General features: G+C 71.8%; 14 protein-coding genes and 2 pseudogenes. 1 reads left to right on the top strand and 15 read right to left on the bottom strand.

Annotated features, from left to right (window positions below; genetic code table 11):
* Positions 1-40: 40 nt before the first annotated feature.
* From P0Y41_RS01000 to purH, 8 genes and pseudogenes are all read right to left on the bottom strand, one after another.
* A complete protein-coding gene (locus P0Y41_RS01000) occupies positions 41-301 on the bottom strand; it encodes a hypothetical protein (RefSeq protein ID WP_284062157.1) in 261 nt (86 codons plus the stop codon).
* A 116-nt stretch (positions 302-417) separates the two neighbouring features.
* Entirely contained in the window at positions 418-1,194 is a 777-nt protein-coding gene (psmA, locus tag P0Y41_RS00995) for an archaeal proteasome endopeptidase complex subunit alpha (protein WP_284062156.1), read from the bottom strand.
* A 12-nt stretch (positions 1,195-1,206) separates the two neighbouring features.
* Positions 1,207-1,743: an Rpp14/Pop5 family protein gene (locus P0Y41_RS00990; protein WP_284062155.1), complete on the bottom strand. Its 537-nt coding sequence runs from the start codon at positions 1,741-1,743 to the stop codon at positions 1,207-1,209.
* Between the two features lie 49 nt (positions 1,744-1,792).
* Positions 1,793-2,455, bottom strand: a complete 663-nt coding sequence (locus P0Y41_RS00985) for a class I SAM-dependent methyltransferase (RefSeq protein WP_284062154.1) — start codon at positions 2,453-2,455, stop codon at positions 1,793-1,795.
* Positions 2,436-3,154: pseudogene (locus P0Y41_RS00980) on the bottom strand (RNase P subunit p30 family protein). The gene P0Y41_RS00985 and the pseudogene P0Y41_RS00980 overlap by 20 nt, the downstream one beginning before the upstream one ends.
* A complete protein-coding gene (gene folP, locus P0Y41_RS00975) occupies positions 3,151-5,679 on the bottom strand; it encodes a dihydropteroate synthase (RefSeq protein WP_284062153.1) in 2,529 nt (842 codons plus the stop codon). The pseudogene P0Y41_RS00980 and the gene folP overlap by 4 nt, the downstream one beginning before the upstream one ends.
* Before the next feature lie 31 nt (positions 5,680-5,710).
* Entirely contained in the window at positions 5,711-6,868 is a 1,158-nt protein-coding gene (locus P0Y41_RS00970; RefSeq protein WP_284062152.1) for a sensor histidine kinase, read from the bottom strand.
* Between the two features lie 103 nt (positions 6,869-6,971).
* On the bottom strand, positions 6,972-8,567 hold the full coding sequence (gene purH, locus P0Y41_RS00965; protein WP_284062151.1) for a bifunctional phosphoribosylaminoimidazolecarboxamide formyltransferase/IMP cyclohydrolase: 1,596 nt from the start codon (positions 8,565-8,567) through the stop codon (positions 6,972-6,974).
* 178 nt (positions 8,568-8,745) lie between these two features.
* On the opposite strand from purH, the gene purB reads away from it, so the two are divergent.
* Entirely contained in the window at positions 8,746-10,146 is a 1,401-nt protein-coding gene (purB, locus tag P0Y41_RS00960; RefSeq protein WP_284062150.1) for an adenylosuccinate lyase, read from the top strand.
* Positions 10,147-10,304: 158 nt separating this feature from the next.
* Here purB and P0Y41_RS00955 read toward each other — a convergent pair whose 3' ends face one another.
* From P0Y41_RS00955 to dapB, 7 genes and pseudogenes are all read right to left on the bottom strand, one after another.
* Positions 10,305-10,658, bottom strand: a complete 354-nt coding sequence (locus P0Y41_RS00955; RefSeq protein ID WP_284062149.1) for a helix-turn-helix transcriptional regulator — start codon at positions 10,656-10,658, stop codon at positions 10,305-10,307.
* 103 nt (positions 10,659-10,761) lie between these two features.
* Positions 10,762-11,502: an NRDE family protein gene (locus tag P0Y41_RS00950; RefSeq protein WP_284062148.1), complete on the bottom strand. Its 741-nt coding sequence runs from the start codon at positions 11,500-11,502 to the stop codon at positions 10,762-10,764.
* Between the two features lie 43 nt (positions 11,503-11,545).
* Complete coding sequence (locus P0Y41_RS00945) at positions 11,546-12,733, bottom strand: M20/M25/M40 family metallo-hydrolase (RefSeq protein WP_284062147.1); 1,188 nt, start codon at positions 12,731-12,733, stop codon at positions 11,546-11,548.
* Positions 12,730-13,722: a diaminopimelate epimerase gene (gene dapF, locus P0Y41_RS00940; protein WP_284062146.1), complete on the bottom strand. Its 993-nt coding sequence runs from the start codon at positions 13,720-13,722 to the stop codon at positions 12,730-12,732. Before dapF ends, P0Y41_RS00945 begins: the two co-directional genes overlap by 4 nt.
* Positions 13,719-15,029, bottom strand: a complete 1,311-nt coding sequence (gene lysA, locus P0Y41_RS00935) for a diaminopimelate decarboxylase (RefSeq protein ID WP_284062145.1) — start codon at positions 15,027-15,029, stop codon at positions 13,719-13,721. Before lysA ends, dapF begins: the two co-directional genes overlap by 4 nt.
* Positions 15,026-15,865: a 2,3,4,5-tetrahydropyridine-2,6-dicarboxylate N-succinyltransferase gene (locus tag P0Y41_RS00930; RefSeq protein ID WP_284062144.1), complete on the bottom strand. Its 840-nt coding sequence runs from the start codon at positions 15,863-15,865 to the stop codon at positions 15,026-15,028. The genes lysA and P0Y41_RS00930 overlap by 4 nt, the downstream gene beginning before the upstream one ends.
* 2 nt (positions 15,866-15,867) lie before the next feature.
* Positions 15,868-16,654 (bottom strand): annotated as a pseudogene (gene dapB, locus P0Y41_RS00925) (4-hydroxy-tetrahydrodipicolinate reductase).
* Position 16,655 lies beyond the last annotated feature (1 nt).

Genomic DNA, 16,655 nt, shown 5'->3' with positions numbered 1-16,655 from the left:
GCGGAGCGTCACCGGCCAGCACGCGACGCTCCATCGTCTGTCACCACAGTACTGTCACCACGTCTGGGTCGTCGTCGCGTTCCGTGCCGACATCCGCCCGCACCGCCGCCTCGTCACCACGCGGCGCCGCGGGCGGATCACTCGGACGACTCTCTTCCGGAGTGGGCACGCTCCCCAACGGTACAGCCCGTTCGACGGAGGGAGCGTCGCCGACGGCGATGCGATCGACCGCGCGAACGCGCTGGAACGCGTCGACCGTCAGCGCGCCATCACTGAGATCGCGCTCGTCGCCGTCTCGCATCTCCACGGACCGTCGATAGAAAGTGAATTCGACTCGGCGACCCGGCGAATCGCAGCGCGGATCGACGGTGTGAGCCGACAGTGCAGGTCGGCGAGCGGCGAGGCGGTTCGGCCCGACTACTCGTCGGCCGCGTCGTCGCCGTCGGCCTCCTCGTCCTCGGGCGCGAGGAAGTCGAATTCGTCGAGGTAGCCCTCGATCGAGGCGACGTCGTGGTCGACGTACTGCTCGTCGTCGACGTGGATCGTTCCGAGGCCGACACCGTCGGGCTCGAGACCCTCCTCGTCGCCGGACTCCGCGAGCGCGGCGAGCGCGAGCTCGATCCCCTCCTCCATCGCGAGGTCGTCGTTGTAGCCCTCCTCCAAGCGCTCGCGCACGTCGGCGCGGTTCGCGCCGATCGAGAGCGCCTTCCACTCGTAGGGCGTCCCCGATGGGTCCGTCTCGAACAGGCGGGGCTCGCCGTTCTCGATGCCGCCGACGATGAGCGCGACCCCGAACGGGCGCGCGCCGCCGACCTGGGTGTACTGCTGGATGTGGTCGGTGACGGTCTTCGTCAGCGTCTCGATGCCCATCTCCTCGCCGTAGCGGAGGCGATTTACCTGCGCCTGCCGACGTGCGAAGTCGATGAGCTGGCGGGCGTCGGCGACGTGACCGGCGCTAGCGATGCCGACGTGATCGTCGATCTTGTGGAGCTTCTCGACGGAGTCCGGCTCCATCAGCTCCGAGCGCGATCGCTTGTCCGCGGCCAGCACGACGCCCTCGGCCGTGCGGACCCCGACGCTCGCCGTCCCTCGTTTGACTGCCTCTCGCGCGTACTCGACTTGATAGAGGCGACCGTCCGGGGAGAAGATGGTGATCCCCCGGTCGTACGCCTGCTGTTGGGCTTGTCCCTGCATCGTGTCTCAGTGTCAGTGTTCGTCCGAGGTCGCGTCGTCGGCCGGGTCGGACCGCCCCGGGCGGGAAGTGTCTCCGTCGGTCGCGCCCACGTACCCAGACGGCGTCGAAACGTCGACGGCGCCGTCGCGGCGACGACGGCCGGGTCCGCTCGCGCCGTCGGCCGTGAGCTCGACCGTGCTCTCGTCTCCGACTCCGCCCGCGCCGCCTAAATAGCTTTCCTCACCGGCCCGTATCGTGCCCGAGACGCCGCGTACGCGGACCCCGACCGGGTCACCGTCGACGGTGTCGACGCACGCCAGTGCCGCCCGGGCGCGCTCGAGTTCCCCGTGGCGGACGCGGACCACAGCGGCGCCGGTCCCGTCGGCGAACCGGAAGCGCACGACCGTCAGGTCGGCGTCGGCGCTCCCGGGGTCGCCGAGGAGGTTCTGTGCGGCGTACCACACCTCGCGCTGAACCGACCCCCGCGTGAGGTTGGCGTCGGGCCACGACTCCAGGCCGACGACGAGGTACCGCCACCGCGGCCGGATGTGTTTGGGGAGGTGTTTCACGGGCGATCGAACGCGGCGGTCGACGCGGTCACGACTCGGTTCGGTCCGGTCACGACTCCCGGCCGCCGGAGACGACGCGCTCGGCGGTGATCACGCCGACCTGATCGTGGACTCGGTCCACCTGCGTCACGGCGTAGCCGGCGTCGGTGAAGTAGTCGACGAGCGTCCCGACGGTCGCCGGGTCGTCCACCTCGGGGCTGTAGAACGGCTCCTCGGGGTCCGGCTCGCCGAAGAACATCACGTCGCCGAGCACGATCCGCCGCGGGCCGACCGTGTCGCTCCGACTGGGCGTCGTCCCGCCGTCGAGGTCGGCCCACGTCTCGATCGCCTCGCGCTTCTGCTCGTCCGCGAGGTGGTGGAGCGCGAAGTTCGAGGTGACGATCTGCGCCTCGCCGTCGTACTCGGGCGCGCGGAACTCGCCGTACCCGAGCTCGACGGTTTCGACGCCCCGGTCTTCGGCCTTCTCCCTCGCCTGCTCCAGCATCCCCTCGCTCACGTCGCGGCCGACGACGCGGCCTGCGTCCGCCGAAAGCGCGAGCGCGATGGCGCCGGTTCCGGTGCCGAGATCCAGCACGGTGTCGGTCTCGCCGGGCGCCGCGCGGCGGATGACCAGCCCGGCGCACGCCTCGTACTCCTCGCTGTTCTGCTCGTCGTCGTAGTCGGCGGCGGCCTCCGAGAACCGCGCCGCGTGGTCAGCGATCGTCTGCTTCACACCGGTCCACTCGGACCCCCGGGGAAATGAACTCCGCGGAGAGTCGCTCGCGGTTGCGCGCCGCGAGCCGCCCCCACTCGGCCAGGCCCGCACGGAGCCACTCCTCGGCGAAGCCGAGTTCTGCCCCCAGCGCGGCCACCTCCCGCGGCGCGCGCAGTTGCAGGTGCGACGCCGGCCGAGCGCTTACCACGTACGGCGCGTCGTAGTGGCCGACGATCTCTCGGAGCTTCCGCAGCCCCTGAGCGCGCGAACTCGCACGCCGCCCGACTCCCGAAGCGCCGGCCCGAGGTCGAACTCCACGCGCGTGCCGTGGGTCGCCGCGGCCTTCGCGAGCACGTGGTTGAAGCCGCCCTCGCCCGACAGCGGGGCGGCGAGTACGTCGACGCGGTCCTGCTCGACTGCGAAGCGGTTGAGCGCGTCGGTCCCGCCGCGAACGAGCACCAGCGGGAAGTCCGGCCGAAAGTTGCCGACCGCGCCGCTGGCGGAGGGTGGCTCGTCGGCGACGACCTCGACGGCCGGCACCACGTCCACGTCGTAGCGGTCGCGGAGCGCGGCGGCGTCGACGTCCGCCTCGCGCGTCCGTATCACGAGCCCGTCGTACCCGTACCGCCGGGCGGTCTGAGCGAGCCGCGCCGGCGTCGCCTCACCGTCGGGACGAGCGTACGCGGCCTCGTACGGGCCAGGTTCGGTCACAGTCACGCGTCCCCACCGTCGCCGTCGGCTCGGTCCGTGTCGCCGGCGCCGTCAGCCGGTCGCGGCGCGTCGAACCCCGCCGGGTCGGCGGCCGCCGCGGCGACGCGGACGGCCGCGGCGTTCTCGGCGGCGTCGTGGACGCGGACGATGTCGGCGCCGTTGGCCGCCGCCAGCGCCGTCGCCGCGACCGTTCCATTTGGCGCGTCGCCGGCGGTCTCGCCAGTCAACTCGAACATCGACTTGTGGGAGTGGCCGAACAGCACCGGACAGCCCAGCGCCTCGAACTCCCCAAGCCGGCCCAAGAGGGCGAAGTTCGCTCGCGGCGACTTCCCGAAGCCGATCCCGGGGTCGACGATCACGTTCTCCCGGGGGATGCCCGCCTTCTCGGCGAGGAGCACTCGCTCGCCCAGCTCGGCGATCACGTCCTCGACGACGTCGTCGTAGTCGGGGGAGGTCTCGGGGTCGACGGGCGTGTCGATGCTGTGCATCACGATCACCGGCACGTCGCGCTCGGCGGCGAGGAAGCGCATCTCCGGGTCCTCCAATCCGGTCACGTCGTTGAGGACGTCGGCACCCGCGTCGAGCGCTGCCTCCGCCACGGACGCTTTCCGGGTATCCACCGAGACGAGGGCGTCGACGTCAGCAACGGCCTCGATGACGGGCACGATCCGGTCGATCTCCTCGTCGACGGGCACCGCTTCGGCGCCCGGGCGCGTCGACTCCCCACCCACGTCGATGACGTCGACGCCGGCATCGACGAGGGCCTCCGCGCGCGCCAGTGCGTCCGCCTCGTCGAAGAACTCCCCGCCGTCGTGAAACGAGTCGGGCGTGACGTTGAGCACGCCCATCACCGCGGTGCCGTCGGTCCAGGGGTATCGGGGGTCCGCGACGGCCTCGGTCGCCTCCCCGACGGCTCCGCGCAAGTCTTCGGCCACCCCGGCGAGTCCGTGGCCGAGGTCGTCGAGCGCATCCGTCAGCTCGCCGAACGCCGCGTGCGACCCCGCGAGGAGGACCTCCGCGAGCTCACCGCCACCGACGCCGCTGACGCCGCAGGCGGCGCCAGCGCGCGCGGCCTCCCGGCGCAGGTGGGTCGCCTGCGTCTCGGAGACCCGCGTCTTCACCGTCTCGTGGACGCTCTCGTCGGCCGCGGCGGCGATCTCGGGGGTCGGGACGTTCGCGTCCGCGAGGGTCTCGCGGGCGTCCGCCCCGTCGCTGAGACCCTTGGGGACGACCTGTCGGGTCCACGTCGTACGCGCCTCCGCGACGCAGAACAGCGACCCGGTGAGCAGCACGCAGTCGTCCGGACCGGCCGCCGCTCGCGCGTCGGCGAGCGCGTCGGCGACGGAATCGCCGGCGGTCACCGTCGCGTCGGTCTCCCGCTCGAACACCCGCGCGAGCACCTCCGGGTCCTCCGCGCGGTCCAGCGTCGGCGCGCACGTGTGGACTGACGCAGGCGCCGGCAGCGCGGCGGCCATCTCACCGTGGTCCTTGTCGTGCATCGCGCCGAACACGAGGTGGAGATCGTCGGCGTCGAGTTCGGCGAGCGTCTCGCCGAGCGTCCCGCAGGCGGCGGGGTTGTGCGCGCCGTCGAGCACCACGAGCGGGTCCGATTCCATGACCTCGAAGCGGCCGGGCCAGTGGGCGTTTCGCAGTCCGCGCGCGAGCGTCCCGCCGTCGTCGACGCCCATGGCCCGCACGAGCGAGGCGGCGACGCCGGCGTTCGTCGCCTGATAGGCGCCCAACAGCGGGATCCTGGTCTCGACGGCCCAGCCGTCGCCGACGAGCGCGACCCGCGACTCCTGGGGACTCACCGCGCCCTCGTACGTCGCCGTCAGGTCCGCGTCCGCGGGAGCCGGGCCGCCGGTCGGTCCCGCCACGGTGCGCACGGTAGCGTCGCGGTCGCCGGCGACTTCCCGCACGGTGGCGAGCGCCTCCCCCGCCGTCGCCGTGACGAGCGGACCGCCCGCGGGTGCGACCTTCGCTTTCGTGCGGGCGATCTCCTCGACCGTGTTGCCGAGGACGGCAGTGTGTTCGAGCGAGACGTTCGTCACCGCGGCGGCGACGGGATCGACGACGCTCGTGGCGTCGAACTCCCCGCCCATCCCGACCTCCAACACCGCCACGTCAACGTCCGCCCGGTCGAACCGCCACAGGGCCAACGCGGTGACGACCTCGAAGAAGGTGAGCGGCTCGCCGTCGGCAGCCCGCTCGACGAGCCACGGCTTCGCCGCCTCGACGAACGCCGCGACCTCGGCTTTCGGGATCGATCGGCCGTCGACGCGGACGCGTTCGCGGACGTGCTCGAAGTGCGGGGAGGTGTAGAGACCGACGCGGCGGCCGTCCTCGCGGAGGACGGACTCCACCATCCGGGCGACGCTCCCCTTCCCGTTCGACCCCGCGACCTGGACGAAGTCGATCCCCTCGTGGGGGTCACCCAGGTGCGCCAACAGGTCGCGCACCGATTCGGTGCCCGGCTTGACCTGGAAGCGCCGGAGGTCGAAGAGGAAGTTCGCCGCCTCGTAGTAGCGCATACCCGGACGGATTCGCGGCGCGCGCTTATGGCTAACGGGAGCCGTCGAAGGTCAGCCGGAGGCCGCCGTCCGCGCTCTCTGAGGCGCTCGTCGTCCAGCCGTGGGCCCGAGCGATGTCGGCGACGGTCGCGAGCCCGAAGCCCGTGCCGTCGTCGGCCGTCGTGTACCCGCGGTCGAACATCGCGTCCCGGTCTCCGGGATCGACTCCCGGGCCGTCGTCGGCGACGAAGAACCCCTCGTCGCTTTCGCCCACGACGACGGTCACGTCGGGGCCGGCGTGGTCGACGGCGTTGCGCAGGCAGTTCTCGAGCAGCGTCCGCAGTCGCTCCGGGTCGGCGGCGACCGTCGGCGCGTCGTCGACGACGAGCGACGCCTCGGGCGCGTCGACCACCGCCCACGCCTCCCGCGCGAGCCGGCCGACGTCCGTCGGCTCCGTCTCCTCGACGTCGCGTCCCTGACGGGCCAGCGACAGCGTTGCGTCAACGAGGTCGTCCATCCGGTCGAGCGCTTCGACGGCCGCCGGGAGGTGGTCGGTGTCGTCCTCCTCGAGGGCCAGTTCCACGTACCCGCGCGCGACGTTCAGGGGGTTCCGGAGGTCGTGGCTCACGATGGCGGCGAACTCGTCCAGCCGCTCGTTTTTGCGCCGCAGCGACTCCGTCCGCTCGGCCAGCGCCGTCCGCCGCCGCGCGCGGTCCATCGCCGCCTCCACGTTCGCCGCGAGCACGCGCGCCAACTCCACGTCGGCCGGGTCGATCCCGCCCTCGGTCGTCGATCCGAGGGTGAGCACGCCGTGCTCGCCCAGCGGCGCGATGAGCATGCTCCCTGAGCCCGAACGGGGCACGTCGTCGTCGATGTCGGTGATGTCGTCGAACACGAGCGGGTCGCCCCCGTCGAAGGCCTCCCATTGGATCGTCTCGCCCCGTTCGTAGGGCGTCCGCTCGCCGGCGAGTTCCTCCACCCCGTCGGAGACCGCCGTCGGCATGAGTCGGTCCGTCTCCGGGTCGTACAGGCGGACCGTGTTCAGCGGAAACCCGAGGACGTCCGTCGCCGCCGTCGCCGCCGTCCGCGCGACCGCCTCCCGCGACTCAGCGAGCATCATCGTGCGCGTGGCCTCGTGCAGGTTCGCCAGGCGGGCCGACGTCGAGGCCGCGGTCGCGCTCGCGTCGATGGGTACCGCGTCCTCAGTCATACACGGTCACGGTCATAGTTCGTGCGCTGTACCCCGTTTCGATAACTGCTTCGGTCGACACGTTGCCCTGTGGCCCGGAGCGCGCTACCGGCGTCGGCGCGGCTCAGTCGTGGCGGAACGCGCGGTCGCCGGTGAACACCATCGCCATGTCGTGCTCGTCGGCCGCGGCGGTCACGTCGTCGTCGTTGACCGACCCGCCGGGTTGGATCACCGCCTCGATGCCCGCCTCGGCGGCCTCCTCGATGGCGTCCGGGAACGGGAAGAACGCGTCCGAGGCCATCACGGCGCCGGCGGCGGACTTGCCATCGGCGTCCTTCTCGGCTTTCATCGCCGCCAGCGTGACGGCGTCGACGCGGCTGACCTGCCCCATTCCGACGCCCACCGTCTCGGTGCCGGTCGCGAACAGGATGCCGTTCGACTTCACGTGCTTCATGACGCGCCACGCGAACAGCATCGTCTCGATCTCCTCGTCGGTCGGCGCGCGCTCGGTGACGACCTCCAGGTCGTCGCGCTCGGGCGCCTGCAGGTCGCGCTCCTGCACGAGTCGGCCGCCGACGATGGGCTTCTCCGTGAGCGTCTCCGGGCGCTCGCCGAACGACTCCTCGTCGCCGACGTCGAGCACGCGGAGGTTGTCCTTCTCGAACAGCACGTCGAGCGCGTCGTCGGCGTAGCCGGGGGCGACGACGACCTCCTTGAACGAGTCGACGATCAGCTCGGCCGTCTCGGCGTCGCACTCGCGGTTGAGCGCGACGATGCCGCCGAAGGCGGACTTCGCGTCCGTCGAGAGCGCGTCGGCGTACGCGTCCGCGAGCGTGTCGGCCGTGGCGCAGCCCGCGGGGTTCGTGTGTTTGATCACGGCGGCCGCGGGTTCGTCGAACTCCTTCACCAGGTTCAGCGCGCCGTCGGCGTCGTTGTAGTTGTTGTACGAGAGCTTCTTGGCGCCCTCGTTGCGTTGGTCGGCGGCGACGACGTTCGCCTCCTCGCAGGTTGTGTCGGCGTACAGCGCGGCGTCCTGGTGGGGGTTCTCGCCGTAGCGGAGTTCACGGACGCGATCCTCGCTCGTCGTCCGCCGCGCGGGGAACTGGCCGTCGCCGGCGTCGTCGCCGTCGACGTGGACCTCGTGGGCGTCCAGATCGACCGTGACGCGACCCTCGGCGAACCACTTCACGGCCCGCGGGTACGCCGCGAACTCCGCCTCGTAGAGCACGCGCTCTTTCAGGTCCGCCTCGTCGTCCCCTTCGTACACCGGGACCGTCTCCTGAGTGACGATTGGCCCGCCGTCGACCTCCTCGGTGACGACGTGGACGGTGCAACCCGTCTGGCGGACGCCGGCGTCGAGCACGCGCCGGTGGGCGTCGTTGCCGGCGAACGACGGTAGGAGGGAGGGATGGACGTTCAGCGTCGGCGGCGCGGCCTCGAGAAACGTGTCCGTCAGGACGCGCATGTAGCCGTCCAGACACACGATGTCGACGTCGTGGTCCGCGAGCGCGTCGAGGACGCGCTCCTCGTGGGGCTCCCGCGATTCGCCCGCCTCGCGCTCGACGACCTCGGTCGCCACGCCGCGCTTGTCCATCGCGTCCAGCACCGGCGCGTCGGCGTCGTTCGTCAGGACGACCGACACCTCGGCGCCGCCCGGCGCTCGGTCCGCGATGTTCCTGAGATTGCGCCCGCGATTGCTCGCCATGCCCGCGATCTTCATGCGCGAAGGCTCCCGCGCCGTCGGAAAGAGCGTTGCGGTCTGCGGGCCGACAATATGCACGATTCCGGATCGAAACCGCGCGGTCGACGGGACTATCGCGCCGTCGTATGCACGCTCGTGGTGTTCCGAACGGTTGTCGACCGAAACCGCTTTGCCGTCCGCGACAGCAGCGCCGGACATGGACATCCCCCGCGAGGACCCCCTCGCAGCCGTCTCGCCGCTGGACGGGCGATACGCCGGTCGGACGGCGCCGCTGGTGCCGTACGCGAGCGAGGCCGGCCTGATCGCTGCTCGCGTCGAAGTCGAGGTCGAATACCTGCTCGCGCTGGCCGACGAGCCCGCCATCGACGTCGACCTCTCGAACGACGAGCGGGCCGATCTGCGCGCCGTCGTCGACGAGTTCGACGCCGAGGACGCCCGGCTCGTCAAGCGCCTGGAGACGGAGGGCGCCGAGGGGTACAGCGCGACAAACCACGACGTGAAGGCCGTCGAGTACTTCCTGCGTACCGAGACGCCCGAGCGCCTCCACCCGTGGATCCACTTCGGGCTCACCAGCGAGGATGTGAACAACCTCGCTCACCGGCTGCTGGTCAAGCCCGCGATCGACGCCGTCCTCGTCCCGGAGCTGCGCGACCTCCGCGACACGCTCGCCGAGGAGGCTCGCGAACACCGCGACGTGCCGATGCTCGCGCGGACGCACGGCCAGCCCGCGACGCCGACGACGTGGGGGAAGGAGCTGGCGGTGTACGCCGCTCGCCTCGCCACGACGCTCGGGCGCGTCACCGACGCCGCCGATTCCCTGTCGGGGAAGCTCGCCGGCGCCTCCGGCACCTACGCTGCCCACCGCGCGGCCTACCCGGACGTGGACTGGCGGGCGTTCTCGCGGGAGTTCGTCGAGTCGCTCGGACTGGAGCACACGCCGCTCGCGACGCAGGTGAATCCCTGTGACGACCTCGCCACGCTGTTCGACGCGCTTCGGAGGGTGAACGACGTCCTGCTCGACTTGGATCTGGACGTGTGGCTGTACGTCTCCGACGGCTACCTCGGGCAGGAGGCCGCCGCGGGCGAGACCGGGTCCTCGACGATGCCGCACAAGGTCAACCCCATCGACTTCGAGAACAGCGAGGGGAACCTCTCGAAGGCGAACTCGGATCTCACCTTCCTCGCGGACTACGTCACCACCTCGCGGCTCCAGCGGGACCTGTCGGACTCGACGGTCAAGCGCAACATGGGCGCCGCGCTCGCTCACTGCCTCATCGGCTACTCGAAGACGGCCGCGGGGCTCTCGACGGTCGTTCCGAACGAGCAGGTGATGCGCGAGGAACTGGAGGCGACGCCCGAGGTGATCGGTGAGGCGGTCCAGACGATCCTCCGACGCGAGGGCGACACCGCCGCCTACGAGCGGGTGAAAGAGCTCACGCGGGGCAGGCGTGTCACGATCGAGGACTTCCGCGGCCTGTTCGACGACCTCGACGTGGACGAGGACGTTCGCGCGGAACTCCACGCGTTGACTCCCGCCGGCTACGTCGGCTACGGCGGCGACTTGGTCGACGAACTGGACGACTTCGCCGACGACTGAGCCGTCAGCGGACCGGGTCCGCCCGTTTCCCCGCGCGGTGGCTGGGAGTCCGTCGCGACGCCCAGTCCCCGCCCGCGGTCACTGGTCGACTGCGCCACCACTAGCAGACGGCCGAGCGGGTCGAGGTGAAGGACGGACGGTTCCGCGAAGACGCGAGTTCAGTACTCCTCGTACGCGAGGTTCATGAGCCACTGCGTGAACGCGTCGGAGTTGGGATCGATCTCCTCCTCGCCGATGAACGGCGAGAGCATGTCACCGGCCATCAACAACGAGAAGTTCAGGTCCTTCGCCGTCGGTGCCAAAAAGTACGTGTTGTGCCCGTTGTAGACGGCGTCCTCGCGTTCGATCAGCCCGAGGCCCTCCAGTTTCTCTGCGATGCGACTCCCCTTGCGCGAGGAGACGTCCAGCTCCTTCCAGAAGTCGGACTGGTGGATGCCGCCGGTCTCGCGGACGAGTTCGAGGCCGGCGAGCTCGTCCTCGGCGAGGCTCGCTTCGGCTTCGGAGGCGCTCATACACGCCCTAACGACCGCGCCCCCGTTTACCCTTTCCCTTTTATTTCGGCCAGCCGGACCGAGGCGGTCGGCCGCCCGCTGCATCGCGGCCCGTGGATCGGACTCATCCCCACATCTCCACCGATTCGAACGCGGCCTCGCAGGGCGGGCCGTCCGCGTGGTCGTAGCGAAGCGATCCGTCGACCCCCACGCGGATGAGCGTCGAGGACACCGTGCCGAACCCGCGCGTCTCGTCGTGGACGCACGCGCCGAACTCGTGGGTGCCGAGCGCCCTCCCGGCTCGATCGAGCCACGCGTCGGCCGACTCGTCTCGTTCGGGAGCCAGTTCGGCGCGGAGTCGCGTCGCGTTCTGCGCCTCCGCGGGGCCCGCTTCCGGCCGTGCGACCGGTTCGAAGTAGTGACCGTCGTATCCGGTGTTACCGACGACGTGGACCCCGGGGCGGAACTCGGTCACCGTCAGGTACCCGTCCCACTCCAGCAGGACCGCCGCTCCCGCGTCCGCGAGCACGAGGTTGAAGCCGTCGTACCCGTGTTCGCGACACGACTCCTCAACGTACCGTGCGGCGTCCTCGGCCGACTCAGCGCGAAGGCAGTCATCGACGAGCAATCCCCGCGAGCGCGCTCCGGGGAGTCCGTCGACCCAGCGGTTGGTGATCCCGACGAACAGGCCGGCGTGGGTGACGCCCATCCACGTCCCGCCCGCCTTCGCGTCTCGCGGCGCGATGACTCCGTCCCCGCGGTCGGCCGGCGGCTCCGAGGGCCTGCCGTACGACTCGTCGCGGTTGGCCGCCACGACGACCGGCGCCTCGTCGAACACCTGCCAGGCCAGCGTCAACGTACACATGGCTCGTGCTACCGTCCGGGCGACCAAAGCGACGGCGGTCGATTTACCCGAGCAGCTCGTCGAGCGCGCGGCGCGCGGTCCCGGCGGCGTCGCGGACGCGGTCGACGCGGACGTACTCGCGCTCGCTGTGGGCGACCGCGCCGGCCTCGTCCGCCAAGTGTCCCGGTCCGAATACGACCGTCGGCGCGGGCGAGAAGTACGACGCCTCCGTCGCCGCGCCGAACGGACGCACCTCACCGTCGGCGGTGCCGCCGACCGCGCTCGCCGCCCCGGAGACGGCCGCGACCAGCGGGTGGTCGGGATCGGTGTCGAACGCCTCCAGGAACGGCGTCGGGCGCGCCGTGAGGTCGAACGCGACGCCAACGTCGTCGGCGACGGCCTCGCGGACGGCCGCCTCCAGCGACGCGCGAAATCCCTCGGCGGTCTCCGGCGGCACCGAGCGGCGGTCGAGTGTGATCGTCGCCGACGCGGGCACCTGATTGGTCGCCTCCCCGCCGGTCGCGCCGGTCGCGACGAGCGTCGGCTCCCCGAGCATCGGGTGCGCCTCGGCGCCGTCGTCGAACCGACGAATCGCCGCGAGCGCGGGCTCCAGCGCTGCGACAGCGTTGACGCCCGAGTCCGGTTCGGCCGCGTGGGCCGCCGACCCGGTGAGCGTCAGCGTCCCCTCGAACCGGCCCCGCGCAGCCACGCAGACGTCGCAGTCGGTCGGTTCGCCGACGATGAACAGGTCGCCGTCGACGGGGGCGACCGGGCCGTCCGGGTGGTCGTCCTCGCGACCCCGTACCAACGCGTCCGCGCCAGTCGACAGCGTCTCCTCGTCGGACGTGACCGCGAGCGTGACTCGTCCCCGCGTCGGCTCCACCGCCAAGAACCCGGCGAGCAGCGCCGCGAGCGGTCCCTTCGCGTCGCAGGCGCCGCGGCCGCGAACCACCTCGTTGCCCTCGTCGTCGGTGTCCCGTCGGCAGTCAACGTGCGGGGGCACGGTGTCGATGTGGGTGTTGCACACGAGGTGCGGCCCCTGCGCCGCGGCACTTGCATCCGCCGCGCACCGCGTCGCGCGGACGTTGCCGGCGTTGTCGACCCACGGCTCCGCGCCGTGATCCGAGAGCGTCTCGAGGAGGTACTCTCGCATCGCGTCGGGCGACTCGTGGGATTCTATCTGAACGGCATCGGCGAGGAAGTCGACCGGGTCGAAGTCGGCCGCCGGCGACGCCGCGGTGCCGTCGCTCATTCGGCACTCTCCCCGGCGGCCGCCTCCGGCACCGCGAGCTCGATCTCGAACTCCCGTGCAGCCGGACCGGTGAGCGTCGCCGGCGCGTCGTCGGGGACCGTGATCTGAAGCGTGCCGCCCGGCGGCGACACGGCGAGCGCGGTTCGGTCGGTCACGCCGAGACGGCGCGCGACCGCGCCCACGGCGACCGCACCGGTCCCGCACGCGAGCGTCTCGCCCTCGACGCCGCGCTCGTATGTGCGCTGGTCGACCGTTCCGTCGCCGGTATGGGTCGCGAGGGTGACGTTCGCTCCATCCGGGAACGCCTCGGCGTGGCGGACGGGCGGCGCGACCGACTCCAGATCCACGGCGTCCACCCCGCCGGCGTCGCCGTCGACGAACGCGACCGCGTGCGGAACGCCGGTGTCGACGGCGGTGACGGTGAGGCCCTCCACGTCCTCCTCGACGAGCGGGGCGTCCCGGTCGGCCGCAAGCGGCACGTCCTCCGGGGCGAACGACGGGCGACCCATCTCCACCTCGACGGTGACCTCGTCGGGTCCGTCGCCGCCGGCGCCGCCGTCAGTTCCGCCGTTCCCGTCGCCGTCGCGGACGACCGCCCGGCGGGTTCCGGCGGGCGTCTCCAGGTCGACCACGTTCGCGCCGGTTCGTTCGCGCACCCACGCGGCCGCACAGCGCGCGCCGTTACCGCACATCTCGGCGATGGAGGCGTCCGGCTGGACGAGCGTCATGGTGGCCGTGACGGGACCGTCGCCGTCGACGGTGGTCCCGTCGATCCCCATGAACAGGACGCCGTCGGCGCCGGTTCGGTCGGCGCCCTCGACGCCGGTCTCGCGGTCGCAGTGGTGGACCGCGAACGCGCCGCGGTCCGGGACCGTTCCGGCGGCGTCCGCGGCGTCGACCACCAGGAAGTCGTTGCCCGTGCCGTGGTACTTCACCGCCGGAACCGTCCGCGACTCGGCGGACGCGCGCTGCTCCGATGGCTCGGTCATTCGCGTTCCCCTCGCCGCTCCAACCGGGTAACTCCCGCGAGCGTCTCGCGCTCGCGCAGCGGGTCGCCCGCGAGGCTCACCTCCGCGGGGCGCGACCGGGAGTTGTACGTCGAGGCCATCTCGTAGCCGTAGGCGCCCGCGTTGCCGACGGCGAGCAGGTCGTCCCGCTCGGGGATCGGCAGCTCGCGAGCGTCGCAGAAGGTGTCGCCGGTCTCGCAGATGGGCCCGGCGACGGTGACCGGTCCGGTGTCGCGGGCGCAGTCCTCGGGAGTCCCCTCCGCGTCGGCCTCGTCGACGTCGAGTGTCCGGATCGCGTGGTACGCGTCGTACATCGCCGGGCGAAGCAGATCCGTCATCCCGGCGTCGACGCCGGCGACCGTCGTCTCGGGCGTCGGCTTCACGGTGTTCACCCGGGTCAGGAGGACGCCCGCGTCGGCGACGACGTAGCGGCCGGGTTCGACCGCGAGCGTCGCGGCAACGTCGCCCAGGGCCTCCCTGGTCGCGTCGGCGACGGCGTCGAGGTCGAGTGCGGGGTCGTCCTCCCGGTACGGGACGCCGAAGCCGCCGCCCACGTTGACGAACTCCAGTGCGCCGTCGCCGCCTTCGTCCCCGGCGGATCCGATCTCGCGCGCCAACTCGCCCATGCGTGCGACGAGGTCGCGGTGGGCAGCGAGGTCCTCCTCGGCGTGGATACCCGACCCCGCGTGGGCGTGGATCCCGACCACGTCGAACCGGTCGCGGGCGTCGGCGACGACCTCGGCCGCGCGGTCGTACGGGACGCCGAACTTCGGCGCCGCGCCCGTCCTGACCTTCTCGTGGTGGCCCGCGCCGACGCCCGGGTTGACCCGGACGCAGACGCGGCCGTCGTAGCCGCGCTCGGCGAGGCGATCCAGCGTGTCGCGCGCGCCGACGGTGATCGTGGGATCGGGGTGGTCGCCCCACCACTCGACCACGCTGTCGAGGTCGCATGCGGGCGGGTTGACGGCGGTGTAGTCGACGCGCTCGCCGGGGAATCCGGCGTCGAGCGCGCGGCGGACCTCGCCGGCGGAAGCACACTCGGCGTCGAGGCCGGCCTCGTGGACCGTTTCGAGGACGGCTCGACCGGTGTGTGCCTTCACCGCGTACTTCACGTCCGCGCCCGAAAACGCGTCGCGCAGGCGCGCGCAGTTCTCGGCGACCCGGTCGAGGTCGGTGACGTACAGCGGCGTGCCGTGCTCGGCCGCCAGGTCGCGCAGGCGGTCGGCGTCCCAGTCCGCGAGCCGGCGGACGAGTGGGTTTCCACCCCCGACGGACTGCTCGGCGCTCATTCGCGGAGGGCGTCCTCGCGCCGAGTCGCCTCCAGCGTCTCCGTCTCCACGTCGGTGGCGACGACCGCGGGCTTGTACGCGCCGCCCTCGAACAGGTCGTGGTCGCTGACGCTCGACTCGACGAACCGGGTGAACGCCCGGCGGTTCTCGGGGAGGTGGCCGTAGACGACCTCCTCCTCGACGAGGTCGTACACCGGGATCCTGGGGGTGAGCAGCGTGTTCTCGCCGACGATCGAGTTCTCGCCGACGCGGAACCCGGAGGTGACCCGACAGCCCGCGCCGAGGGAGACGCCGTCCTCGATTATCACCGGCGCGTCCTCGACCGGCTCTAACACGCCGCCGATCAGCGTGTTCGCGCCGAGCTTCACGTCCTCCCCGAGTTGGGCGCACGAGCCGACGGTGTCACAGGAGTCGACAAGGGTGCCGTCGCCGACGTACGCGGCGATGTTGACGAACGACGGGCTCATCATGATCGTGTCGTCGCCGAGGTGGGCGCCTCGTCGGAGCACGGTTCCGTCGGGGGTGTTGCGCGCGCCCCTGGCTTCGAGGTCGTCGGTCTCGCGCAGCGGGAGCACGTCGTAGTAGCCGACGCCGCCGTACTCGCGGCGCTCGGTCTCGCGCAGGCCGAAGTTGAGCAGGACGCCCCGCTTGACCCACTCGGTTGCCTCCCACGAGTCGACGCCGTCGCCGGTCTTGCGCGCGGCGCGGACATCGCCGGCCTCCAGCGCGTCGAGGAACTCGTCGAGCGTTCGCCGGACGGCGGCGTCGGCGTCGGCAGCGGTGAGTCCGTCGTCGTAGCGGTGCCACAGGTCGTCGATGTCGGATTCCAGTGTCATGGTCAGTCGAGTACCTCCGTGAAGTCGTATTCGCCGGCGTCGCGGTCGGTCAGCCACGCGGCGGCGTCGAGCGCGCCGGCGGCGAAGACGCGCCGGGAGCCGGCGCGGTGGGTCAGTTCGAGCACGTTCTCGTCGCCGGCCATGAGCACCTCGTGCTCGCCGGCGATGTCGCCCTCGGCGGGCGTGAACGCCGATCTCGCCGTCCGTCCGCGGGGCGTCGCCCTCCCGGCCGTGGACGCGCTTGTCCAGGTCAGGCCGCGCGTCCTCGATGTCGTCGAGCAGTGTGAGCGCCGTGCCGCTGGGCGCGTCGACCTTCCCGTTGTGATGGGTCTCGGTGACCTCCACGTCGTAGCCGGGCAGCGCCGCCGCCGCCTCGCGAACGGCGCGACGGAGCGCGGCGATGCCGCGCGAGAAGTTCGACGCGCGCAGGACGGGAACCGACTCGACGGCGTCGGCGAGTGCGCCCTCCTGCTCGTCGTCGAAACCGGTCGTGCCGACGACGCAGGCGACGCCGGCATCGGCGGCGGCGGCGACGTACTCGACGCTGGATTCGGGGCCGGTAAAGTCGACGAGCACGTCGACGGCCGGGTCCGCGTCGGCGAGCAGCGTCGGGAGGTCGGTCGCGTCGTCGACCGCGACGCCGGCAACGGGATCGACCGGCGAGCGGTTGACGGCGAGCGCGACCTCGCAGTCGTCGCGGTCGCTCGCGGCTTCGATGACTTCCCGACCCATTCGCCCGCCGGCGCCGGTGACGGCGATGTGGACGGTGTCGCCAGTCTCGACCGCCATC

It is taken from the genome of Halobaculum halobium, from assembly GCF_030127145.1.
Classification (GTDB): domain Archaea; phylum Halobacteriota; class Halobacteria; order Halobacteriales; family Haloferacaceae; genus Halobaculum; species Halobaculum halobium.
Note: the sequence above shows the minus strand (reverse complement) of the source record. Positions and strands in the feature narration are given on the sequence as shown.